The 20,825-nt window shown below is 67.9% G+C and carries 20 protein-coding genes; 3 read left to right on the top strand and 17 right to left on the bottom strand.

Annotated features, from left to right (window positions below; genetic code table 11):
- Window positions 1–96 precede the first annotated feature (96 nt).
- The 5 genes from KUV65_RS03975 to KUV65_RS03955 all read right to left on the bottom strand — a co-directional run bounded on the left by KUV65_RS03975 (window position 97) and on the right by KUV65_RS03955 (window position 4,259).
- On the bottom strand, window positions 97–1,296 hold the full coding sequence (locus tag KUV65_RS03975) for a molybdopterin molybdotransferase MoeA (RefSeq protein WP_222187738.1): 1,200 nt from the start codon (window positions 1,294–1,296) through the stop codon (window positions 97–99).
- Entirely contained in the window at window positions 1,293–1,781 is a 489-nt protein-coding gene (moaC, locus tag KUV65_RS03970) for a cyclic pyranopterin monophosphate synthase MoaC (RefSeq protein ID WP_222187737.1), read from the bottom strand. Before moaC ends, KUV65_RS03975 begins: the two co-directional genes overlap by 4 nt.
- Window positions 1,781–2,587, bottom strand: coding sequence for an indole-3-glycerol phosphate synthase TrpC (gene trpC, locus KUV65_RS03965; RefSeq protein WP_222187736.1), 807 nt, complete (start codon window positions 2,585–2,587; stop codon window positions 1,781–1,783). Before trpC ends, moaC begins: the two co-directional genes overlap by 1 nt.
- 71 nt (window positions 2,588–2,658) lie before the next feature.
- Entirely contained in the window at window positions 2,659–3,675 is a 1,017-nt protein-coding gene (gene trpD / locus KUV65_RS03960; protein WP_222187735.1) for an anthranilate phosphoribosyltransferase, read from the bottom strand.
- A complete protein-coding gene (locus tag KUV65_RS03955) occupies window positions 3,672–4,259 on the bottom strand; it encodes an anthranilate synthase component II (protein ID WP_222187734.1) in 588 nt (195 codons plus the stop codon). Before KUV65_RS03955 ends, trpD begins: the two co-directional genes overlap by 4 nt.
- A 173-nt stretch (window positions 4,260–4,432) precedes the next feature.
- Between KUV65_RS03955 and KUV65_RS03950 the strand changes: the two genes are divergently transcribed.
- Window positions 4,433–6,310 carry a divergent polysaccharide deacetylase family protein gene (locus KUV65_RS03950; protein ID WP_222187733.1) on the top strand — a complete coding sequence of 626 codons (1,878 nt, stop codon included), beginning with the start codon at window positions 4,433–4,435 and terminating at the stop codon, window positions 6,308–6,310.
- 28 nt (window positions 6,311–6,338) lie between these two features.
- On the opposite strand, the gene trpE is transcribed toward KUV65_RS03950, so the two are convergent.
- The 4 genes from trpE to ssb all read right to left on the bottom strand — a co-directional run bounded on the left by trpE (window position 6,339) and on the right by ssb (window position 11,556).
- A complete protein-coding gene (gene trpE, locus KUV65_RS03945) occupies window positions 6,339–7,850 on the bottom strand; it encodes an anthranilate synthase component I (protein ID WP_222187732.1) in 1,512 nt (503 codons plus the stop codon).
- Window positions 7,850–9,703: a peptidylprolyl isomerase gene (locus KUV65_RS03940; protein ID WP_222187731.1), complete on the bottom strand. Its 1,854-nt coding sequence runs from the start codon at window positions 9,701–9,703 to the stop codon at window positions 7,850–7,852. Before KUV65_RS03940 ends, trpE begins: the two co-directional genes overlap by 1 nt.
- A gap of 76 nt (window positions 9,704–9,779) precedes the next feature.
- Window positions 9,780–10,967 carry an aminotransferase gene (locus KUV65_RS03935; protein WP_222187729.1) on the bottom strand — a complete coding sequence of 396 codons (1,188 nt, stop codon included), beginning with the start codon at window positions 10,965–10,967 and terminating at the stop codon, window positions 9,780–9,782.
- A 76-nt stretch (window positions 10,968–11,043) separates the two neighbouring features.
- A complete protein-coding gene (gene ssb / locus KUV65_RS03930; protein WP_222187727.1) occupies window positions 11,044–11,556 on the bottom strand; it encodes a single-stranded DNA-binding protein in 513 nt (170 codons plus the stop codon).
- 238 nt (window positions 11,557–11,794) lie between these two features.
- Here ssb and KUV65_RS03925 point away from each other — a divergent pair, with 238 nt between their 5' ends.
- On the top strand, window positions 11,795–12,367 hold the full coding sequence (locus KUV65_RS03925; RefSeq protein WP_222187725.1) for a lytic transglycosylase domain-containing protein: 573 nt from the start codon (window positions 11,795–11,797) through the stop codon (window positions 12,365–12,367).
- 6 nt (window positions 12,368–12,373) lie between these two features.
- Here KUV65_RS03925 and KUV65_RS03920 read toward each other — a convergent pair whose 3' ends face one another.
- From KUV65_RS03920 to KUV65_RS03910, 3 genes are all read right to left on the bottom strand, one after another.
- Complete coding sequence (locus KUV65_RS03920; RefSeq protein WP_222189695.1) at window positions 12,374–12,646, bottom strand: hypothetical protein; 273 nt, start codon at window positions 12,644–12,646, stop codon at window positions 12,374–12,376.
- Window positions 12,643–13,800: an aromatic ring-hydroxylating oxygenase subunit alpha gene (locus KUV65_RS03915; protein ID WP_222187723.1), complete on the bottom strand. Its 1,158-nt coding sequence runs from the start codon at window positions 13,798–13,800 to the stop codon at window positions 12,643–12,645. The genes KUV65_RS03920 and KUV65_RS03915 overlap by 4 nt, the downstream gene beginning before the upstream one ends.
- A 112-nt stretch (window positions 13,801–13,912) precedes the next feature.
- Window positions 13,913–14,545 carry an RNA polymerase sigma factor gene (locus tag KUV65_RS03910; protein ID WP_222187721.1) on the bottom strand — a complete coding sequence of 211 codons (633 nt, stop codon included), beginning with the start codon at window positions 14,543–14,545 and terminating at the stop codon, window positions 13,913–13,915.
- A gap of 305 nt (window positions 14,546–14,850) precedes the next feature.
- Here KUV65_RS03910 and KUV65_RS03905 point away from each other — a divergent pair, with 305 nt between their 5' ends.
- Window positions 14,851–15,126 carry a hypothetical protein gene (locus KUV65_RS03905; protein ID WP_222187720.1) on the top strand — a complete coding sequence of 92 codons (276 nt, stop codon included), beginning with the start codon at window positions 14,851–14,853 and terminating at the stop codon, window positions 15,124–15,126.
- A gap of 139 nt (window positions 15,127–15,265) precedes the next feature.
- Here KUV65_RS03905 and KUV65_RS03900 read toward each other — a convergent pair whose 3' ends face one another.
- The 5 genes from KUV65_RS03900 to KUV65_RS03880 form a co-directional block, all read right to left on the bottom strand.
- On the bottom strand, window positions 15,266–15,862 hold the full coding sequence (locus tag KUV65_RS03900) for a hypothetical protein (protein WP_222187717.1): 597 nt from the start codon (window positions 15,860–15,862) through the stop codon (window positions 15,266–15,268).
- A complete protein-coding gene (gene ilvN / locus KUV65_RS03895) occupies window positions 15,859–16,419 on the bottom strand; it encodes an acetolactate synthase small subunit (RefSeq protein WP_222187715.1) in 561 nt (186 codons plus the stop codon). Before ilvN ends, KUV65_RS03900 begins: the two co-directional genes overlap by 4 nt.
- Before the next feature lie 105 nt (window positions 16,420–16,524).
- The gene (locus tag KUV65_RS03890; protein WP_222187713.1) at window positions 16,525–18,171 is read right to left on the bottom strand and encodes a BCCT family transporter; all 1,647 of its coding nucleotides are present in this window, start codon (window positions 18,169–18,171) and stop codon (window positions 16,525–16,527) included.
- A 92-nt stretch (window positions 18,172–18,263) separates the two neighbouring features.
- Window positions 18,264–18,683 carry a universal stress protein gene (locus tag KUV65_RS03885; RefSeq protein ID WP_222187711.1) on the bottom strand — a complete coding sequence of 140 codons (420 nt, stop codon included), beginning with the start codon at window positions 18,681–18,683 and terminating at the stop codon, window positions 18,264–18,266.
- 228 nt (window positions 18,684–18,911) lie between these two features.
- Complete coding sequence (locus tag KUV65_RS03880; RefSeq protein WP_222187709.1) at window positions 18,912–20,663, bottom strand: acetolactate synthase 3 large subunit; 1,752 nt, start codon at window positions 20,661–20,663, stop codon at window positions 18,912–18,914.
- Window positions 20,664–20,825 lie beyond the last annotated feature (162 nt).

Raw genomic sequence — 20,825 nt, 5'->3', positions numbered from 1 at the left:
CTCCTTGCCTCGCGGGGTTGCACCGCCCGCCTGCTCACATTCGTTCACCTTGCGTTCTACACGTGTTCCCGCTGTGTGTCAACGAATCGGAACAGATCAGGTGATGAGCGGCCCGAGGGGGAGGTATTCGACGATCTCGCCCGCGCGTCTGCGCCCGTCGTCGACGGGGCGGACGAGGAGCGCGTTGGCCCGGCTGAAGATCGACAGGAGCGAACTGTCCTGCCTGTCGAAGGGCGTGATCTCGGGCAGGTCGGCGCCGGGAACGACCTCGGCGCGCATGTAGTGTTCGCGCGGCCCGTTCGGGTCGAGATCGGCCATCAGGCGGGCGCGACGGCGGCGGCGCGCGCCCGCGGGCAGCCCAAGGAAGGCCCGCAGCATCGGCACGAGGAACAGGTGCCCGCACACCATGGCCGAAACCGGGTTTCCGGGCAGGCCCAGCAGGGCGGCCTCGCCAAGGCGGCCCGCCATCAGCGGTTTGCCGGGGCGCATCGCGATCTTGTAGAACGCGCGTTCAAGGCCCAGCCCGGTCGCGACCTCGGCCACCAGGTCATGGTCGCCCACCGATGCCCCGCCCACCGTCACGATCAGGTCCGCATCGCTGGCCAGTGCAAAGACCGTCTCAAGGCTCTCGCGATTGTCCCGCGCGATCGGCAAGAGGCGCGCATGGCCGCCCTCGGCCTCGATCAGCGCCTTCAGGCCATAGGTGTTCGAGGCGATGATCTGGTCGGGGCCGGGGTCTTCGCCGGGGCTGACCAGCTCGTCGCCGGTCGCGATCAGGGCAACCTCGGGGCGGCGCGTGACCGAAAGGGTCGGCGCGTTCATCGCGGCGGCCAGGGCGATATCGGCCGGTGACAGGCGGCGCGGCGCCTCGATCCGGGCGCCTTCGCGGAAATCTGCGCCCGAGGGACGCAAGTGTGGGCCGTGATCCAGCGTTTTTCCCAGGGTGATCGTATCGCCATCCACGGTCACGTCTTCCTGGATAACGATGCGGTCCGCGCCCTCGGGCACGGGCGCGCCGGTGAAGATCCGTAGGGCCTCGCCCGGTCCGATCCTTCCGGCCCAAGCCCGGCCAGCCGGGGCCTCGCCCACGACCCGCAGGCGGCGACCGGGGATCGCCTCGATATCGCGCACGGCGTAGCCATCCATGGCCGAGGCGGCGAAGGGCGGCTGGTCACGCTTGGCGAAGACCGGGTCGGCCAGAACGCGCCCCGCGCCTTCGGCCAGCGGCACGGTCTCGGCCTCCAACGGGCGGGTCAGCGCAAGGCAGGCAGAGAGGGCTTCCTCGACGGTGATCATGCGCGCGCCCCGGCCTCGTACCGCCCCGATTTGCCGCCATCCTTCAACACGACGCGCAAGCCGCCGATTTCCATGGATTTCTCGGCAGCCTTCAGCATGTCATAGACGGTCAGCGCGGCGGTCGAGGCGGCGGTCAGCGCCTCCATCTCGACGCCCGTTTGCCCGGTGGTCTTGACGGTCGCCTCGATCCGCACGCCGGGCAGGTCCGCGTCCGGGGTCAGGTCGACCGTCACCTTGGTGACGGGCAGGGGGTGACAGAGCGGGATCAGCTCGGCGGTTTTCTTCGCCCCCATGATCCCGGCCAGACGGGCCACGCCCAGCACGTCGCCCTTCTTGGCATCGCCCGTGGTGACGAGGGCCAGCGTCTCGGGCTGCATCCGCACATGGCATTCGGCCACGGCGATCCGCGACGTGACGGCCTTGTCGGACACGTCGACCATATGCGCCTGCCCGCCGGCATCGAAATGGGTGAGCTTGCCTGACATCACGCCTCCACCGGCAGGGGATCGGCGAGCAGGGCGCGGGTGGCCTCGGTCACATCCGCCTGCCGCATCAGGCTTTCGCCGATCAGGAAGGTGCGCGCCCCGCAGCGGGCCATCTCGGCCAGATCGTCGGGCGTGAACAGGCCCGATTCCGAGATCACCATCCGATCCTCGGGCACCCGCGCAGCCAGAGTCCGCGTGGTTTCGAGCGTCGTCTCGAACGTATTGAGATTGCGGTTGTTGATCCCAAGAAGCGGGCTTTTCAGCTTCATCGCGCGGTCCAGCTCGGTCCCGTCATGCACCTCGATCAGGGCATCCATGCCCCAGTGCCGCGCGGCGTCTTCAAGCTCGGCGGCTTGCCCATCCTCGACAGACGCCATGATGATCAGGATGCAATCCGCGCCCCAGGCCCGTGCCTCGGCCACCTGGTAGGTGTCATAAAGGAAATCCTTGCGCAGGCAGGGCAGGTTGGAGGCCGCGCGCGCGCGGCTCAGGTATTCCGGCGCACCCTGGAAGGACGGCGTGTCGGTCAGCACCGACAGGCAGGTCGCGCCGCCGGCCTCGTAGGCCCGGGCCAGCACGGGCGGGTCGAAATCTTCGCGGATCAGACCCTTGGACGGGCTGGCTTTCTTGATCTCCGCGATCAGGCCATAGCCGGTGGCCGAGGCCGCGCGGAGCGCGTCGCCGAAGGGGCGGATGCGCGGGGCTGCGCGCGCGGCCTCTTCCACCGTGCTGCGCGGGCGCGCCGCCTTTGCGGCGGCGATCTCTTCCAGCTTGTAGGCCTTGATCTTGTCGAGAATGGTGCTCATGCGGCCCCTCGTTGACGATGGCCCGGATGCCCGGGCGGGGGGTGCGCCGTGGCGCACCGTCTCAGGTGATTTCAGGCGGCCGATGTCACGCGCGCCAGCGCCTCGACCGCGGATTTGGCACGTCCGGAATCGATGCTGTCAGCGGCCATCTCGGCCCCCTCGCGCAGGCCGGTTGCCTTGCCTGCCACCAAAAGCGCAGCGGCGGCATTCAACAGAACGGCATCGCGGTAAGCCCCCGGCGCGCCATCCAGCAGGGCGCGGAAGGCGGCGGCATTCTCAGCGGGCGTGCCGCCAAGGATATCGCGGAACGGGTGTTCGGGCAGTCCGGCCTCTTCGGGATGCACCTCGCGGCCGGTGATTTTGCCGTCCTTCAACTCGGCGACCGAGGTCGCACCCGAGATAGAGATCTCGTCCGTTCCGTCCGAACCATGGACAAGCCAAGCGGCCTCGGACCCAAGCGCCTGCAACGTCTCGGCCATGGGAAAGATCAGGTCGATGGTGAAGGCCCCGGTCAACTGCCGCTTGACGCCCGCCGGGTTGGTCAGCGGCCCGAGGATGTTGAAGATCGTCTTGCAGCCAAGCTCCTGCCGGACGGGCATGACGTGTTTCATGGCCGGGTGATGCATGGGCGCCATCATGAAGCCGATCCCGGCCTCGGCAAGGGCGCGTTCGACAACCTCTGCGCCAACCATGACGTTTACGCCCATCTCGGTCAGGGCATCCGCCGCGCCGGATTTGGAGCTAAGATTTCGGTTGCCGTGTTTGGCCACGGGCACGCCCGCCCCCGCCACGACAAAGGCCGTCGCCGTCGAGATGTTCAGCGTGCCGCGCCCGTCGCCACCCGTGCCGACGATGTCCATCGCGCCCTCGGGCGCTTTGACCGGGGTGCATTTGGCGCGCATGACGGCGGCAGCAGCGGCATATTCGGCGACCGACTCGCCCCGTGCGCGCATTGACATCAAAAGGCCAGCGATCTGTGCGGGGGTCGCGCGGCCTTCGAACAGTTCTTCGAAGGCATGCTCGGCCTGCGCGCGCGACAGCGGCCCCTCGGAGGCCGCGTAGATCAGGGGTTTCATCGCATCGCTCATGCCGGAACGGCCTCCTTGGCCATGTCGAGGAAAGTCTTCAGCATCGCGTGGCCGTGCTCGGACCGGATGCTTTCGGGGTGGAACTGCACGCCTTCGATGGGCAGCGTCTTGTGGCGCAGACCCATGATCGTGCCATCGTCGAGTTCTGCCGTGATCTCAAGCTCATCGGGCAGACTGGCGCGCTCGACCACCAGCGAGTGATACCGCGTCGCCAGAAGCGGCGAGGGGAGGCCCGCGAACACGCCTTTGCCCTCGTGGCGGATCTCACCCATCTTGCCATGCACGATCTCGGAGTGGCGGACCACCTTGCCGCCAAAGGCCTCGCCGATCGTCTGATGGCCAAGGCAGACGCCAAAGAGCGGCACACCCGCCCCGGCGGCGGCGCGCGTCAGCGGCACGCAGATGCCGGCCTGCGCGGGGTCACAGGGGCCGGGCGACAGCACGATCGCCTCTGGCTGCAGGGCCAGTGCATCCTGCACGCTCAGCGCGTCGTTGCGCACGACCTTCATTTCGGCACCCAACTCGCCCAGGTAATGGACCAGATTGTAGGTGAAGCTGTCGTAATTATCGATCAGCAGCAACATCGCGCCAGCCTTTCGCGAAAAGGGGTGAAGGCGCGCCGCGCCCGTTGTATACATCTCCCAAAGCCGCGCTTCGGGGTCAAGGCAATGACGACCGGACAAGACGGCGCGGACGGGGCAGATGGCGCCGGGATGAAACGCAGCCCGGCAAACGGCATGAGCAGGAAGGACTTCGAATGGGGCGCGGCATCTTTCTGGGCGTGATCTGGGGGGCGCTGGTGGCGCTGATCGTATCGGTGGCCGTGTCGCTGTCGACGCCGCTGCCCGAACGGGGGCCACGCATGGCCGCGGCCCCGGCCCCGGAGGGTGAAAGCGAGTCTTCAACCGCGGTCGGCACGGGCGCGGGGCAGGGCGACACCCCCGCAGAGGACGAGGCTACGCCCGACGAGGCCGAGGCGGACGCCGCCGCGCCTGAAACGGCGCCCGAGTCCGCCGAGGCTCCAGCGCCCGAACCGGCCCCCACGCCCGAACCCGACAGCGACCAGCCCGACGCCAGCGGTCCCGCCACCGAGATCCCTCTGCCCTCCGGCAGCGAGTTCAATCGCCCGCCGCCCGAGGAAGAAGCCGCGCTGCCCACGACCGACGAAGCCCCCGCCGCCGCCGCGCCGCGCGCCTTGCCTGCGCCCGATGGCACCAGCCCGCAAGCCCTCGACACCGCGCCGGCACCGCAACCCGATATCGCGACCGTGCCCACCGCGCCCGCGCCGGGTGCGTTCGCCACACTCGACCTTGCCCCGCCGTCCATGGGGGCGGGCGATGCGGCCAGCCCGGCGCGACCGCAGCCCACCGTTCTGCCCAGCCAGGGCACCGAGGCCGCGCCGATCCCGTCCACGCGCACCGCGCCTTTGCCGCAGGTTGCCCCGCCCGAGCCGGACGCGGCGGTCGAGGCTGACGTGGCTGACGTGGCCCCCGAAACGGCAACAGACCCCGCCCCGGTGACTGAGGAGGCCGCCGCTGTCGACCCGGCTCCGACGACGCCCGAGGGGCCGGTTGCCGATGAGGAAGCCCCCGCCTCGCCAGAACCGGTGATCGACCCCGACGCGCCTCTGCCGCCTGTTCGCCGCCTCGTGCAGCCAGAGGGCAGCGCGCCGGTCGGCCTCGTGACCGAGGACGACCTGAGCACGCCCTCGGTGATCCCGACCGCGCCGCCACCTGCCGTGCCGCAGCCGCCCGTCGCGACCGCCGATCCGGCGCCGCAGGTCGACGCGCCACGAGAGGACGACGTCGCGTCCGACGCCCCGGTTCAACCGAGGCGGTTGCGCCCCGGTGAGAGTGGGACCTTGCCTCAGATCACGGCGCCCGCCCCCGAGGCGTCCGAGCCTATGGCAGACGAGGAGACATCCACGCCCGAGCCGGAAGCCGAGGCAGCGACCGGCGCGCTTGCCGCCTATTCCGTGCCCTACGACAGCAGCGAGACCCGCCCGTTGATCGCCGTCATCCTGATCGACGATCCCGAGGCGGGCCTCGACATCCCCACGCTGACACGGTTTTCCTTCCCTGTCGCGTTCGCCATCGACCCGCTGCGCCCCGATGCCGCCATGCGCGCCGCCGCTTTCCGCGAAGCCGGGTTCGAGGTGCTGATGCTGGGCACGGCGGTGCCCGCCGACGCGACGGCGCAGGATGCCGAGGTCGCGCTGTCCGTCGCCTCCGAGGCTGTGCCCGAGGCCATCGCCATCCTCGACACGCCTGACAGCCGCATCCAGTCGAACCGTCCGGCGCTCGATGCCGTGGTGGGGCGGGCTGGCGCGGCGGGGCAGGGATTGCTGGCCTTTCCGCGCGGGTTGAACGCCGCCGAGCAAAGCGCGCTCAGGGCCGATGTGCCCGCCGCGACGCTGTTCCGACTGCTCGATGACGAGGATCAGCGCGCGACCGTCATCACCCGCTACCTCGGGCGCGCCGAGTTCGCCGCGCAGCAGGAAGGTGCGGTTGTCGTCGCCGGTCGCACCCGGCCCGATACGGTTACAGCACTGTTTTCCTGGGCGTTGTCAGGTCGTGACGAAGGGGTCGCCGTTGCGCCCGTTTCCGAGGTGCTGCGCCGTTCCGTGCAGGACTGACGCATAACCCAGGAAAAGCCCCGGATGCTCAGCTGTTGCCGCGCCCTGTGAAATGGCCCGCATCCTCGGCCGCCTTGCGGATGGCGCGGGACTTGTTCACGGTTTCCATGAACTCGGCCTCGGGGTCGCTGTCATAGACGACGCCGCCGCCCGCCTGGATGTATAGCTTGCCATCCTGCACCACGGCGGTGCGCAGCGCGATGCACATGTCCATGTCGCCCCCGGCGCTGAAATAGCCCACGCCGCCACCATAGACGCCGCGCTTTTCCGGCTCCAACTCGTCGATGATCTCCATCGCGCGCACCTTGGGCGCACCCGACACCGTGCCTGCGGGCAGACCGGCCAGAAGCGCCGACAGCGCGTCATGCTCCTCGCTCAACTCGCCCACGACGTTGGAGACGATATGCATGACGTGGCTATAGCGCTCGACGATGAATTCCTCGGTCGGATGCACCGTGCCGATCTTGGCGACGCGGCCCACGTCGTTGCGGCCCAGGTCCAGCAGCATCAGGTGCTCGGCCAATTCCTTTTCGTCGGCCATCAGGTCGGCCTCCAGCGCGCGATCCTCTTCGGGGGTCGCGCCGCGGGGGCGGGTGCCCGCGATGGGGCGGATCGTGACCTCTCCGCCGAAGACCCGCACGAGGATCTCGGGGCTGGCGCCGATCACCTGGAAGCCGCCGAAATTGAAATAGAACATGAAGGGCGACGGGTTCGTGCGCCGCAGCGCGCGGTAGAGCGCGAAGGGCGGCTGCGGGAAGTCGAGCGTCCAGCGCTGCGAGGGCACCACCTGGAAGATGTCGCCCGCGCGGATATAGTCCTTGGCGGTTTCCACGGCGGCGAGATAGTCGGCCTTGGCGAAATTCGAGACGGGCTCGCCCACCTCCAGCGCCGCGCCCATCTCGCGCGCGGCGGCGGGCGGCGCGCGTTCCAGGTCGCGCAGCGCGTCCGAGACACGCTCGGCGGCCTGCGCATAGGCGGCGCGTGCCGACAGGCCGGACGAGGCCCAGGCGGGCGCCACGACCGTCACCTCGCCCTTCACCCCGTCCAGAACCGCCACGACCGAGGGGCGCATCAGCACCGCGTCGGGCAGGCCGAGCGGGTCGGGGTTCACGTTCGGCAGATGCTCGACCAGCCGGATCATGTCATAGCCGAGATAGCCGAACAGCCCTGCGGCAGCGGCGGGCAGGTCGGCAGGCATGTCGATGGCGGATTCGGCCAGCAGGGCGCGTACGGCTTCCAGCGGTGGCGCGTCGCAGGGTTCGAACGCCTCGCGATCGTAGCGCGCGGCGCGGTTCAACCGGCTTTCCTCGCCCCGGCATTCCCAGATCAGGTCGGGTTTCATCCCGATGATCGAGTAGCGCCCGCGCACCTCTCCACCGGTGACGGATTCCAGGATGAAGGCATCGCGCCCGGCCTCGGTCAGCTTCAGCATGAGCGAGACGGGCGTGTCGAGATCGGCCGCCAGCCTTGCATAGACCAGCTGGTTCTTTCCGGCGGTCCAGCCGGCCTCGAAACTCTCGAAATCCGGGGTCAGGGCCATTACGGGAACGTCGCGTGCACGGCGTTGATCACGCCTTGGTCAAGCTCGATGCCGGCCTGCACCTCAAGCGCCTGCCCGTAGCTTTCGAAAATGTCCTGCGCCAGCGATTGCGTCACGGTCTGGGACAGGATCTGCAACAGGATCGAGGTGTCGGGCGCGTCGCGCGCGGCGGGGTTGATCGCGTCGAGGCGCACGATATGCGCGGCCTCGGCGGCCGGAACCATGACGATATCGCCCGGCTCGTCCAGCTGGAACGCCTGCGCCACCATCGTGGGGGGCATGTCGGGCACGAAATCCTGACGGCGGATGAGGCGTTCCTCGGCCACGGCGCCCAGATCTTCCAGCGCGGCGCCCTCGGCCAGTTCGGTCACCATGTCCGAGGCGCGCTCGGCCACGGCGGCGCGCAGCGCGGTGGCGCGCCAGGCTGCGGAAACCTCGTCCTCGATCTCGTCGAGCGGCGGCAGGCTCGGCGGGATCACCTCGTCAAGGCGCAGCGCGAAAAGCCCGCCATCGGAGAGGTCCAGCAATTCGGGGAAATCGCCTTCGCGCACGGCATCGGCGGCGTCCCGGAAGGCGTCATAGGCCGCGATCTCGTCCTCGGACGTGGCGACGTATTCGATCTGCCCAAGGGTCATCGCGGTCAGGTTCGCCAGTTCTTCCAGCGTCGCGCCAGAGGCCAGTTCGTCGTCGATCATCTCGCGCATGTCGTCGATCTGACGGCGGGCGGCGTCTTCGGCCAGTTCCTGGCGCAGGTCGTCGCGGGCCTCTTCGAACGGCACCTCGGTCGCCTGCAACACGGCGTTCACGCGATAGATCGCGGGGCCGAGCGTCGAGGGCAGGGGCCCGAGGATCTCGCTCTCGGTGTCGTTGAAGATCACCTCGGCGGCGGCGGTGGGCAGATCGCCCTCGGCCACCTCGCCGATATCGACGTCTTCCAGCGTCAGTTCCCGCTCGGCGACCAGCGCGTCGAAATCCGTCTCCCCGGCCGCGATCGCGTCGACGGCCTCTTGCGCGGCCTCTTCGGTGCCGAAGACCAGCCGCTCCAGAAGGCGGCGTTCGGGCTGGACGTAAAGCTCGATCCGCTCGTCATAGAGGCCGCGCAGGGTGTCTTCGTCGACCTCGACATCGTCCATGATCTGCTCGGGCGTGATCCAGGCATAGGTAATCGCCTTGGCCTGCGGGCGGGTGAACCGTTCGGGGTTTTCGTCGTAATAGGCGGTCAGGTCCGCGTCCGTCGGCTCGGGCAGGCCATCGGCCAGATCGCTTTCGGTCACGCTGACGATCGAGAAATCGCGCGTCTCGCCCTGAAAGGCAACAAGCGTCTCGGCATAGACGGCAGGGGCCGAAAGGCCGCCCACAACCGCCATTTGCAGGATCGAGCGGGCGGTGTCCTCGCGCACGTCCTCTTCGAACTCGGCCGGGTCGAGGCCCTGCTGCGACAGCACGAATTCATAGCTTTCACGGTCGAATTCCCCGTCCACGCCCGCGAAGGCGTCGATCTCGGTGATCTGGCGCGCGACCTCTTCATCGCCGACCGACAGGCCCATCTCCATCGCGGCGTTCGACAGCGCGGCGCGGGCGACCATGGCCTGCAGCACGGCGGTGTCGATGCCCTGCGCCCGCAGATCGGCGAGGTTCACCGGCTCGCCCGTCTCGGCGATGCGGGCGCGGATCTCGTTTTGCAGCGCGCGGGCATAGTCATTTGCCGTGATCTCGACATCGCCCACCTGGCCCACGCGCGTGGCCGAGCCGCCGAAGGACCCGATGCCAAAGCCGGCAAGGCCGATCATCAGAAGGCCGAGGATGATCCAGACGAAGACGTTGGAGGCTTTCTTCACAGCCGATTTCGCCATGGGGTTTTTCGTCCTTTCATCGTCGCAATTCCGCCTGTCCGACTTACGCGGAAGGCCGGGGCGGGGCAAGGGTTGCTCAGGGGGTGATCGCGGCCAGTCTCTGCGCCACTTCGGCAAGGCCCTCGGCATCGGCATTGGCGAAGGCGATCCGGAGCGTCGCCTCGGCCTGTCCGCTGCCACCCTCGGGTTTCAGCGGGCCGAACATGGTGCCCGGCAGGGTCAGAAGGCCCGCGTCATCCACCAGCTGCTTGGCGACCGTGTCCGAGGGCGCGTCGAACGGGTGGCGGACATAGGCGAAATAGGCGCCGCAGCCCAGAAGCTGCCAGTCGGGCAGGCGCTGGAACCCCGCGATCAGGGCATCGCGCCGCGCGAGGATCTCCAGCCGTTCGCCGGCCAGCCACTCGGACAGGTTCCGCATCCCCCAAAGCGCGCCGACCTGGCCCACCTGCGGCGGGCAAATCGCGACCGTGTCGAGGAATTTCTCGACCTCGGCCAGCCGCGCCTCGGAGGCCATCAGGGCGCCGACGCGGTGGCCGGTCAGGCGGTAGGCCTTGGAGAAGGAGTAGAGATGGACCAGCGTCTCGTCCCAATCGGGATCGGTGAAAAGGTCATGCGGCGCGTCGGTCGAGGAGTGGAAATCGCGGTAGGTTTCATCGACCAGCAGCGCGAGGCCATGGGCGCGGGCGAGGTCGCGGAAAGCGGCGATCAGTGCGGGCGGGTATTCGACGCCAGCTGGATTGTTGGGCGTGACCAGAACGATGGCGCGGGTGCGCTCGGTGATGAGGTGCGCGGCGCGCTCGGGGTCGGGCAGAAGGTCGTCATCGGTGGGCAGGCCGACGGTGGCCACGCCCTGCATGTCCAGCCACATCTTGTGGTTGAAGTAATAGGGCAGCGGCAGGATGACTTCGTCACCGGGGCCTGCGATCGTCGCCATCGCGGCGCAGAAGGCCTGGTTGCAGCCTGCGGTGACGGCGACCTGCGCGGGGCGGATCGTGCCGCCATAGGCCTTGGACCATTGGCTGGCGAGTTCGTCGCGCAGGTCCTGGTTGCCCAGGACCGGCCCGTAGAGATGGGTGGCGTCATACTCCATCACGGCGCGGGCCATCGCCTGTTTCAGCGCCTCGGGGGGCGGGTCCACGGGCGCGGCCTGGCTGAGGTTGATCAGCGGGCGGTCGGGCGGAAAGCTTTTGCCCGCGATCCAGCGGCGCGCCTCCATCACCGGTGGCGGAAAGGTGCCCCTCACGTTCGGATTGATCGGCTGCATCGCCCCATCCCCGGCCCGGCGCAAAGCGCGCGGAGCCCTCATGTCAAATAGTCGTGGTACCTGGACGCATCCCGCCTCAGAACGGGATCTCGTCATCCATGTCGTTGCCACCCGACGGGCCGCCATAGCCGCCGCCCGGAGGGCCGCCGCGATCATCGGGGAAGCTGGAGCCGCCGCCGTAGCCGCCGCCCGAGGCGCCGCCGCCATACCCACCGCCGCCGCCACCCTGGCCGCCGTCACGCCCGTCGAGGAAGGTCAACTCGCCCGCGTAGGGGCGCAGCACGACCTCGGTCGAATACCGGTCCTGACCGCTTTGGTCCTGCCATTTGCGGGTCTCCAGTTTGCCCTCGATATAGACCTTGGAGCCTTTGCGCAGGTACTGCTCGGCCAGTCGTGCGAGGTTCTCGTTGAAGATCGCGACCGAGTGCCACTCGGTCCGCTCGCGCCGTTCGCCCGTGTTGCGGTCCTTCCAGGTCTCGGAGGTGGCGATGCGCAGATTGCACACCTTGCCGCCGTTCTGAAAGCTGCGCACCTCGGGGTCGCGGCCCAGGTTGCCGATCAGGATCACCTTGTTGACGGAACCGGCCATCTTCGTCCTCCACGCCTTTGCATCAGTCATGCCGCGGGCACGGGACGATTCCCGCCGCGGCTCGGTTTCAGCGTTTAGATCACCACAAAAACTTTAATAAAAGGCTTATCGGCGCGGTATTTTTCGCCGCGTCCCTGCGCGGCGAATGGCCGACGCGGTGGCCTGACGCGGCGCAGGCTGGAAATTCCGCGCAAAATCCGTATATTCCGCCCGGTTTTGACGGGGATGGAGAGATCGGATGCGCTTTCGGGGAAGCTTTCGGGTGATCGTGGCCGCGGTCGTCGCGGCGGTGCCTGCCGTGGCGTCGGCGCAAGGCCTGCCCGACCGGTTCGGCAGCGCGTTTACGCTGCTTGATAACCGCGCCTCCACGCAATACCAGTTTTCCGCGCGCCTGCGCCCCGATGCCGAGCGTCGCGATGGGATTCCGGCCTATGCCGGCGGGTATTCCGGCCCGTGGCTGGACGTGGCCCGCAGCGCCGCGCGCCGCCATGGCATCCCCGAGGACCTGTTCCTGCGCCTCGTGCACCAGGAAAGCGGCTGGAACCCCGAGGCGGTCAGCCATGCAGGCGCGATCGGTCTTGCGCAACTGATGCCGGACACGGCCAGCCTTCTGGGTGTCGATCCGACCGACCCGAGCGCCAATCTGGATGCGGGCGCGCGCTATCTGGCGCAGCAATATCGCGATTTCGGTCGCTGGGATCACGCGCTTGCGGCCTATAATGCGGGCCCCGAGGCCGTGCGGGCGCATGACGGCATTCCGCCTTATGCGGAAACGCAGGATTACGTGCGCATCATTCTTGGCACCGGCTGAGCGCGCCTAGGGGATATCCGCCCCGATCTCGACCAGTTTCGCGCGCAGGACAGGCGCGCGCGGGTCACCGGCCTCCAAGGCGAAGACGAAGGCGTGGGTCAGGTAGAAGGCGGCGGCGGTGCCGTCGCTGATCTCGGCCGCCTCGGCATAGAGGCGGATCAGCGCGTCGCGGTCCTTCATCGCGTGCGCGGTCAGGAGCGCCGCATCGAGCGCCGCGCGCGCCGGATCGGGCGGGACCGGCCCGCAATCGGGCAGCCAGGCCTCCGGCGCGGCGCTCATGCCGTGCCCTCGCGCAAGGCCTCCAACCGGCCAGCGACCCAGGCGTGGAAGCAATGCGTCGGCCCGTCCATCGCGGGCGAAAACCGCCCGCCGTCGAAGCCGCTGGCAAAGCGGCCACGCTGCATCCCCTCGACCACGAAGATGTCCTCGACGAAAACGCCTTTCCATTGCGTCGCGTTCTTGGCGCGCATCACCTCGTCGGTCTGCGGCTGCGCGTAGTAGATATGCACATGCTCGCGCGTGCGGTCATGGGCGACGGGTTCCAGCACGATGGCGAAGGTGTGGTCGCGATGCACGCCCAACAACAGGTTGGGATAGACGGCCACGTATTCCGCGCCCGTGTCCCACTTGTCCGACAGCCCGTCGAAATCGGGAAAGACCTCTTCCATGGTGCCGCGCAACTGGCGGTAGACGAGGGTGCCCTGGCCTGAATACTGGCCCGGTTGCTCGATATGGTAGTGATCCTCCAGCCGGGAATAGCTGTTCAGGCCGGGATGGACCCAGGGCAGGTGGTAGCTTTCGCAGTAATTCTCGACGGCGAGTTTCCAGTTGGTGTGCACCTCCAGAATGAAGGTGCTGTCCGCGCCGCCGTGATAGAGCGGGCGGTCGAACTCGGCCCAGCGGGCGATCAGGTCGGCGTGCACCTCGGCGAACTCGGGCGCGTCGCCAGAGAGGTTGATGAAGACGACATCCATCCAGACATGGCTGCGGACCTCGACCAGGCCGAGGGTCGCGCGCTCGATGCCCGGGTGGGCGTTCTGGCCCGGCCCGCCGACATGCGGCGTGGCGACCAGGCGGCCATCCTTGGCGTAGCACCAGGAATGATAGGGGCAGCGGATCGCGCCTTCGATCTTGCGCGGCTCCTCGACCAGGATCATGCCGCGATGGCGGCAGATGTTGTAGAACACGCGAACCGCGCCGGCGTCGTCGCGCAAGAGCAGAAGCGGCTGGCCAAGGAACTCCATCGGTTTCGCATCGCCTGGCTCCGGCACGTCGGCCCCCACCGCCAGTGCGGCCCATGTGGTTTCCAGGACGGCGCGGTTTTCCTCGGCGATGGTCGCGGGGTCGATGTAATGCGCGTTGGGAAGGCCGTTGGCGCGGTCGATCGGGGCGCGGACGCGGTCGAGCGGGGCGGGGTGGATATCCTCGGGCATGTCGGCCTCCGTTGTCAGTCGGGCGGGTGGCCGAAACGGTGGACGGAGGGGGCGGGGGCGTCTTGCCCGCGGGCGACATGGGGCATGTCGGGATTGGGCCTTGGTGGTGGCGTCAGCGCGGGCCGAGCAAATCGGTGACCGACGCGCCTTCGGGCAGGTCGAGCGCATCGCGCAGCGCGGCGCGGCCCCGGGCCATGCGCGAGGTGACGGTGCCCATGGGCAGGCCGGTGACCTTGGCGATCTGCGCATAGCTCAGCCCGTCGACGGCACGCATGCGAAGCAGGCGGGCCTGTCGGGGCGGCAAGCGGTCGAGGGCGGCCAGCGCCTCGGACACGGCCAGGCGGTCGGTGCCCTTGGGCGCTTCCCCCTCGGCGTGGTTCACCAGCGCGGGCGGCGGCGGGGCAAGGCGGTGGCTGTCCGGCACGGGGCGCAGGCCCTGGCCGTGGCGCGCCGTGGCGCGGCCGCGCAGCGTGGCGAAAGCGTAGGCGCGCAGGTCTTCGACCGGCTTGGCGTCGGGAGTGCCGCGCCGCGCTTCTTCCAGCCGAGCCCAGACCCGCAAGAGCGTGTCCTGAACGAGGTCGTCGGCATCCTCGGCACTGCGGGCCAGCCGCTGCGCGTGCCGCCTGAGGTCGGGAAGAAGGGCCGCGAAGGCGCGCGGGTCGGCCACCGGGGGCGGGGCCAGATCGACCGGGACGAGATCGACAGGGACGGGGAGGGCGGTTTCGTCGTCGTCGCTGGTCATCATCTGAGGCGGTCCCGAAACTGGTGGCACTCGCGCAAGGCTGAGCCTGCGCCCCGCATCCCGTCCAGACCCGCCGTGCCGCGCGCGCGGCGCCCCGCCGATGGCGGACGGCGATGGGCGAGGCCTTGCCACGCGCGATTTGGATGCGCGGAGGGACGCCGAGCGAAACCGCCCCGGCGCGCGGGGCCATGCCGATGCCAAGGCCGGTGGGCCGGGACAGGGAAGAAACGCGGCGTTCGGCTGTCTTCCTTTACGGGTGCGGCAGAGGCCGTGAGCCCAAGCGACCCTGTAATGAGGAGAGATGACACATGACCGAGATGCTTCTGACCCCGCGCCGCGGATCCACGCTCGCCGTTCTGACCGGGGCTTTCACCGCGCTGATCGTGGGGGCGGGCCTTGCCATGGGGCAGGCCGAAAGCCTCGACGCCGACGGTGACGGGATGGTCAGCTACGAAGAGGTTCTCACCGCGATGCCGGAGATGACCGAAGAGGAATTCGCGGCCCTCGACGCCGATGGTGACGGCATGCTGAGCGCCGAGGAAATCGCGACGGCCGAAGAGGCTGGCCTGATCCCGGCGGGCTGATCGCCCGGGGGATCGGTTCGGGCGCGGGGCCACGCAGACACCTCGTGCCCGGGCCGGCATCCGGGGAACGTCCCCAGTTACCCCGCGTCGGGACGGCGGGCCCTGCTCGTCCCGGCGTCGTTTCCCGGATGCGTTTTCGTCAGTCGCCGGTGAACGGGTCGGCGATGGGCGCATAGCCCTCGATCCGGCCCCGGTTGGCGCCCCAGATCAGGTCGAGATAGGGGCCGTGCCCAAGGATCACGGAATCGAGCAGGGCCGCCCCGGCGGTTTCGGGGCTGGCCTCGGCCAACGGCATGATGGTGACGAAGGAGACGACGGCAGTGCCGCCCTCGATCTCGTAGCTGTGGAAGAAGGCGGCCATGTCGCCGGCCGCCGCGGCGCGGCCCCGATCCTCGAAGACGATGCCTTCGGACCCGAACCGCGCGACCAACTCCGCCTGCGTGGTTTCGCCGAACACCATGCCGGGAACGGGGGCGGGCCTTGCGCCGCCCGCGTCATTCCAGATCTCGGCGTAATAGACCGCGCCCGTTTGCGCGTCGGCGGTGGCCGACATGGCCGTGCCGTCCTCAAACTGCCAGAGCGTGTAGGCGAAGGGGCCCTGCACCTCGCTGCCCACGGGATCGGGCAGGGTGCCGGGAAGCGGCGCGTTCAGGGTGACGCCGCCCATCTCTTGCGCGACCAGCGGCAGGGCCAGCCCGAAGGCCAGCCCGGCGGCGAGGGATGCGGCCCGGATCACAGCCCGCGCGCGATGGCCGCGACGCCGGTGCGGGCCAGGCGGACATCGCCAAGCGGGCGCATCAACTCGCAAAAGGCATCGACTTTTTCGGGCGTGCCGGTGATCTCGAACACGAAGGACTCCAGCGTCGAGTCGACCACGTTGGCGCGGAAGATCTCGGCGATGCGCAGCGCCTCGACCCGGTGCTCGCCCTTGGAGACGACCTTGATCAGCGCCAGTTCGCGGCTGACGAAGGGGCCTTCGACGGTCAGGTCGGAAACCTCGTGGACCGGCACCATGCGTTCGAGCTGCATGCGGATCTGCTGGATCACCTGCGGCGTGCCGCTGGTCACGATGGTGATGCGCGAACGGTGCCCCTCGCGGTCGACTTCGGCGACGGTCAGGCTCTCGATGTTGTAGCCGCGCCCCGAGAACAGGCCGATGACCCGTGCCAGCACGCCTGCCTCGTTCTGCACCAGGACGGCGAGGGTATGGGTTTCAACCTCGTCCGACATGTGGCTGCGGAGGTCGTAGGCGGAATGGCTGGTGGAGCCTTTTTCGATATTGAGCGGCGACATGAACCCGGGTCTCCCTTTGCGGTCCGCCCTGAATACACATGCCCCCGCCGGGATCAAGCGCGATCCCGGCGGGGGCGGTGATTGGTCCGTGATCCCAGGTGTGGATCAGGTGTTGGCGCGTTCCGACTGAAGCCCGCGGAAGATCGCCCAGCACATCAGCAGAAGGACGACCGTGAAGGGCAGGCCGGTCGAGATCACCATGGATTGCAGCGAGGCAAGCCCCCCCGCCGAGAGCAGCAACACGATGGCGACCGCGCCCTCGAAGGTGCACCAGAACACGCGCTGCGGCACCGGCGCGTCGATCTTGCCGCCGGCGGTGATCGTGTCGATGACCAGCGAGCCGGAATCCGACGAGGTGACGAAGAACACGATCACGAGGATGATCCCGACGAAGGAGGTGATCGCCGACAGCGGCAGCTCTTCCAGCATGTAGAAGAGTTGCAGCGGCAGATCGGCCTCCTGCGCGGCGGTGTAGCCATCCTGCACGACCTGCTGGATCGCGACGCCACCGAAGACCGACATCCACAGCACGCAGACCAGCGAGGGGATCAGCAGGACGCAGATGATGAACTCGCGCACGCTGCGGCCCCGGCTGACGCGGGCGATGAACATGCCGACGAAGGGCGACCAGGAGATCCACCACGCCCAGTAGAAGGACGTCCAGCCCTGCATGAAGTTGGTGTCTTCGCGCCCGACCGGGTTCGACAGCGCGGGCAGGTTGACGACATAGGCCCAGAGGTAATCGGCAAAGCCGGTCAGGATCGCGATGGTCGGTCCGGCCAGCAGCACGAAGAGCAGCAGCACGAAGGCCAGGCCCATGTTGATCTCGGAGAGGACCTTCACCCCGCCGTCGAGGCCGCGCAGCACCGAGATCAGCGCCACGGCGGTGATCGCCGAGATCAGGATCACCTCGGTGGTGTTGCTGATCGGCACTCCGAACAGGTGGTTGAGACCGGCATTGGCCTGCGTCGCGCCGAAGCCGAGCGAGGTGGCAAGACCGAAGAGCGTGGCAAAGACCGCCAGCGTGTCGATGACATGGCCCCACCAGCCCCAGACGCGTTCACCGAGGATCGGGTAGAAGGCCGAGCGGATCGTCAGCGGCAGGCCCTTGTTGTAGCTGAACAGCGCCAGCGCCAGCGCCACCACGGCGTAGATAGCCCAAGGGTGCAGCGCCCAGTGGAAGATGGTCGCGGCCATGCCAAGGCGAATGGCGGCCTGTTCGTCGCCCGCGGCCGCGCCAAGCGGCGCCCAGTCGGTGCGGGCGCCCCCCTCGGCGGCCGTGCCGCCCATCGAGGAGGAGAAGTGGCTCATCGGTTCGGACACGCCGTAGAACATCAGGCCGATGCCCATGCCAGCGGCGAACAGCATCGCGAACCAGCCCGCATAGGTATAGTCGGGCCGGGCATCGACGCCGCCCAGGCGGACCGATCCCAGCGGCGTGAAGATCAGCACGAGGCAGAAGATGACGAAGATGTTCGCCGCCCCGAGGAAGAACCAGTCAAAGCCCTGCGTCACCTGCGCGAAGAGCCATGAGAAAAGCTCGCCCGACTGTTCCGGCAGCGCAAGCGTGTAGAACACAAAGGCCACGACCGAGAGGCCGGAGATCAGGAAGACCGGGTTATGAATGTCAAAGCCGAAGGGACCGACGGTGCCTTCGATATTGTCCTGTCCGATATTGTAATCGGTGGAGATCAGGTCCGCGTCGCCCTCGGGCGCGGGGATCCCCTGCATGTCCGTATTTTCTTCTGTCATGCGTGTTCCCTTTGATGTGGGCCGCCCGCCGCCGGGATCCGGCGTGTGAGGGGCGGTCTTTCGTGGGGTCTTGGTGTTGGCGTCGCGATGGCCTACGCGTCGTCGCGCACGATCATCACCGAGTGATGGCTCAGCGCCGCGAGATGCCCGCCATGGCTGCGCATGTCGAAGCGACGCGGGATGTGCGAGCCCATGACGATCAGGTCGGCGCCAAGGTCTTCGCCCGTTTTCGCCAGCGTCTTGTCGAGGTCGATCGACGGGTCATGCACCGTGATCGGGTCCGAGGCGACATCCTCGATGCGGCGCACCTCGGCCTGCGCGGCGGCAAAACGCGCCAGTTTCTCGGCAAATTCGCGGGGCGTGTGGGCAACCGAGCCCGGTTGCGGTGACGTGACGCCGACATAGGTCACGCGCGCCTTGTAGTGGCGCGCGAGGTCCGCAGCGACGCTGAGTGCACGATCGAGTTTCTCGACATGGCCGAGATCGACCGGAACCATGATGTGTCTGAACACGTGTCCCTCCGGTTTTCGTTTTTTCTGCTGTTCGCCAACCCATGGGGCCGGGAAAGGTTCCAACACAACATGTCGAGGGGCGACTTGAAAGGGTGAAAAGCGACATTTTTCATGTCGCTTTCGGGCCATGAACCGGCGCACTTGGACGGCAAGGCCGCTAAGGGTCGGGCGGCAAAGAAAAAGGCGGGCCGAACCGGGCCCGCCTTCCAAACATGCTTTCATGCGCCGTCAGACGAGAACGGCGCCGCCTTCCTGGATGACGCCCTGCGTCTCGGCCTCGCCCAGGAGCATCTCGTTATGGGCCTTGCCCGAGGGGATCATCGGGAAGCAGTTCTCGTGCTTTTCGACCACGCAGTCGAAGATGACCGGACCGTCATACTCGAGCATTTCCATGATCGCATCGTCCAGATCGGCCGGATCGGTGCAAAGGATGCCCTTGCAGCCGAAGGCCTCGGCCAGTTTCACGAAATCGGGCAGCGCCTCGGACCAGCTGTGCGAGTATCGCTCGCCATGCAGAAGTTCTTGCCATTGGCGCACCATGCCCAGGCGTTCGTTGTTGAGGATGAACTGCTTGACCGGGGCGCGATACTGCACCGCGGTGCCCATCTCCTGCATGTTCATCAGCCACGAGCCTTCGCCGGCCACGTTGATGACCAGCGCTTCGGGATGGGCAATCTGAACGCCGATCGAGGCCGGGACGCCATAGCCCATGGTCCCCAGGCCCCCGGATGTCATCCAGCGGTTCGGGTCCTCGAAGCCCAGGAACTGCGCCGCCCACATCTGGTGCTGGCCCACCTCGGTCGCGATGTAGCGGTCGCGGCCCTTGGTCAGCGCCTCGAGGCGTTCAAGCGCGTATTGCGGTTTGATGACCGTCTCCGAGTTGGTGTAGCGCAGGCATTTCACCGCGCGCCACTGGTCGATCTGCTCCCACCACTTGGTCAGCGCCTCGGACTGGGTCTTGCGCCCGCGCGCCTTCCAGATGCGCAGCATGTCTTCCAGCACATGCGCCACGTCGCCGATGATCGGGAAATCGGCGTGGATCACCTTGTTGATCGAGGACGGGTCGATATCGATATGCGCCTTGCGCGAGCCGGGGCTGAAATCGGCGATGCGGCCGGTGATGCGGTCATCGAACCGGGCGCCGATATTGATCATCAGGTCGCAGTCATGCATCGCGAGGTTGGCCTCGTAGAGACCGTGCATGCCCAGCATCCCCAGCCATTTGTCACCCGAGGCCGGGTAGGAACCCAGGCCCATCAGCGTCGAGGTGATCGGGAACCCCGTCGCCTCGACCAGTTCGCGCAACAGCTGGCTGGCCTTGGGGCCCGAGTTGATGACGCCGCCGCCGGTGTAGAAGATCGGGCGCTCGGCCTGTTCCATCGCCTCGACCAGCGCTTCGATCATGGCGGTGTCGCCCTTCACGCGCGGCTGGTAGTGGCTTTTGACCTGCGGCTTCGAGGTGTAGGTGCCCGTGGCGAATTGCACGTCCTTGGGCAGGTCGACCAGAACCGGGCCGGGGCGGCCTTCGGTGGCGATGTGGAAGGCCTCGTGGATCGTGCCCGACAGCTTGTCGGTGTCTTTCACCAGCCAGTTCATCTTGGTGCAGGGGCGGGTGATGCCGACGGTGTCGGCCTCCTGGAAGGCGTCCGAGCCGATCATGAAGGTCGGCACCTGCCCGGTCAGCACGACCAGCGGGATCGAATCCATCAGCGCATCGACCAGGCCCGTGACCGCGTTCGTCGCGCCGGGGCCGGAGGTCACCAGAACGACGCCGGGCTTGCCGGTCGAGCGGGCATAGCCCTCAGCGGCATGCACCGCGCCCTGTTCGTGACGCACGAGGATGTGGCGGATCTCGTTCTGCTGGAAGATCTCGTCGTAGATGGGGAGCACCGCGCCGCCCGGGTAGCCGAATACCGTATCGACACCCTGCTCCTTGAGGGCTTCGATCACCATCTTCGCGCCTGTCATCTGGCGTGTCATCGCGGATGTCCTTCCATTGCTAACTTACCGCTCTCTTCCATTGGCCCCTTGGCCTTGCGTTCCGGCATAAAAAAGCCCCCGGCGGGTGTCCGAGGGCGCATGGGGTTCCGATATGGCTGTCGTCACCGACCCATGCGCATCCGATCTACCATTACAAGAATA

Origin of the sequence: Maritalea mobilis, from assembly GCF_019800885.1 — a bacterium.
GTDB classification, from domain to species: Bacteria; Pseudomonadota; Alphaproteobacteria; order Rhodobacterales; family Rhodobacteraceae; genus Roseibacterium; species Roseibacterium beibuensis.
Note: the sequence above shows the minus strand (reverse complement) of the source record. Positions and strands in the feature narration are given on the sequence as shown.

What these genes read in the sequence shown, in the direction of transcription:
- KUV65_RS03975 (WP_222187738.1), bottom strand. Translation starts at nt 1,296, where the DNA reads ATGATCACCGTCGAGGAAGCCCTCTCTGCCTGCCTTGCGCTGACCCGC.
- moaC (WP_222187737.1), bottom strand. Translation starts at nt 1,781, where the DNA reads ATGTCAGGCAAGCTCACCCATTTCGATGCCGGCGGGCAGGCGCATATG.
- trpC (WP_222187736.1), bottom strand. Translation starts at nt 2,587, where the DNA reads ATGAGCACCATTCTCGACAAGATCAAGGCCTACAAGCTGGAAGAGATC.
- trpD (WP_222187735.1), bottom strand. Translation starts at nt 3,675, where the DNA reads ATGAGCGATGCGATGAAACCCCTGATCTACGCGGCCTCCGAGGGGCCG.
- KUV65_RS03955 (WP_222187734.1), bottom strand. Translation starts at nt 4,259, where the DNA reads ATGTTGCTGCTGATCGATAATTACGACAGCTTCACCTACAATCTGGTC.
- KUV65_RS03950 (WP_222187733.1), top strand. Translation starts at nt 4,433, where the DNA reads ATGGGGCGCGGCATCTTTCTGGGCGTGATCTGGGGGGCGCTGGTGGCG.
- trpE (WP_222187732.1), bottom strand. Translation starts at nt 7,850, where the DNA reads ATGGCCCTGACCCCGGATTTCGAGAGTTTCGAGGCCGGCTGGACCGCC.
- KUV65_RS03940 (WP_222187731.1), bottom strand. Translation starts at nt 9,703, where the DNA reads ATGGCGAAATCGGCTGTGAAGAAAGCCTCCAACGTCTTCGTCTGGATC.
- KUV65_RS03935 (WP_222187729.1), bottom strand. Translation starts at nt 10,967, where the DNA reads ATGCAGCCGATCAATCCGAACGTGAGGGGCACCTTTCCGCCACCGGTG.
- ssb (WP_222187727.1), bottom strand. Translation starts at nt 11,556, where the DNA reads ATGGCCGGTTCCGTCAACAAGGTGATCCTGATCGGCAACCTGGGCCGC.
- KUV65_RS03925 (WP_222187725.1), top strand. Translation starts at nt 11,795, where the DNA reads ATGCGCTTTCGGGGAAGCTTTCGGGTGATCGTGGCCGCGGTCGTCGCG.
- KUV65_RS03920 (WP_222189695.1), bottom strand. Translation starts at nt 12,646, where the DNA reads ATGAGCGCCGCGCCGGAGGCCTGGCTGCCCGATTGCGGGCCGGTCCCG.
- KUV65_RS03915 (WP_222187723.1), bottom strand. Translation starts at nt 13,800, where the DNA reads ATGCCCGAGGATATCCACCCCGCCCCGCTCGACCGCGTCCGCGCCCCG.
- KUV65_RS03910 (WP_222187721.1), bottom strand. Translation starts at nt 14,545, where the DNA reads ATGATGACCAGCGACGACGACGAAACCGCCCTCCCCGTCCCTGTCGAT.
- KUV65_RS03905 (WP_222187720.1), top strand. Translation starts at nt 14,851, where the DNA reads ATGACCGAGATGCTTCTGACCCCGCGCCGCGGATCCACGCTCGCCGTT.
- ilvN (WP_222187715.1), bottom strand. Translation starts at nt 16,419, where the DNA reads ATGTCGCCGCTCAATATCGAAAAAGGCTCCACCAGCCATTCCGCCTAC.
- KUV65_RS03890 (WP_222187713.1), bottom strand. Translation starts at nt 18,171, where the DNA reads ATGACAGAAGAAAATACGGACATGCAGGGGATCCCCGCGCCCGAGGGC.
- KUV65_RS03880 (WP_222187709.1), bottom strand. Translation starts at nt 20,663, where the DNA reads ATGACACGCCAGATGACAGGCGCGAAGATGGTGATCGAAGCCCTCAAG.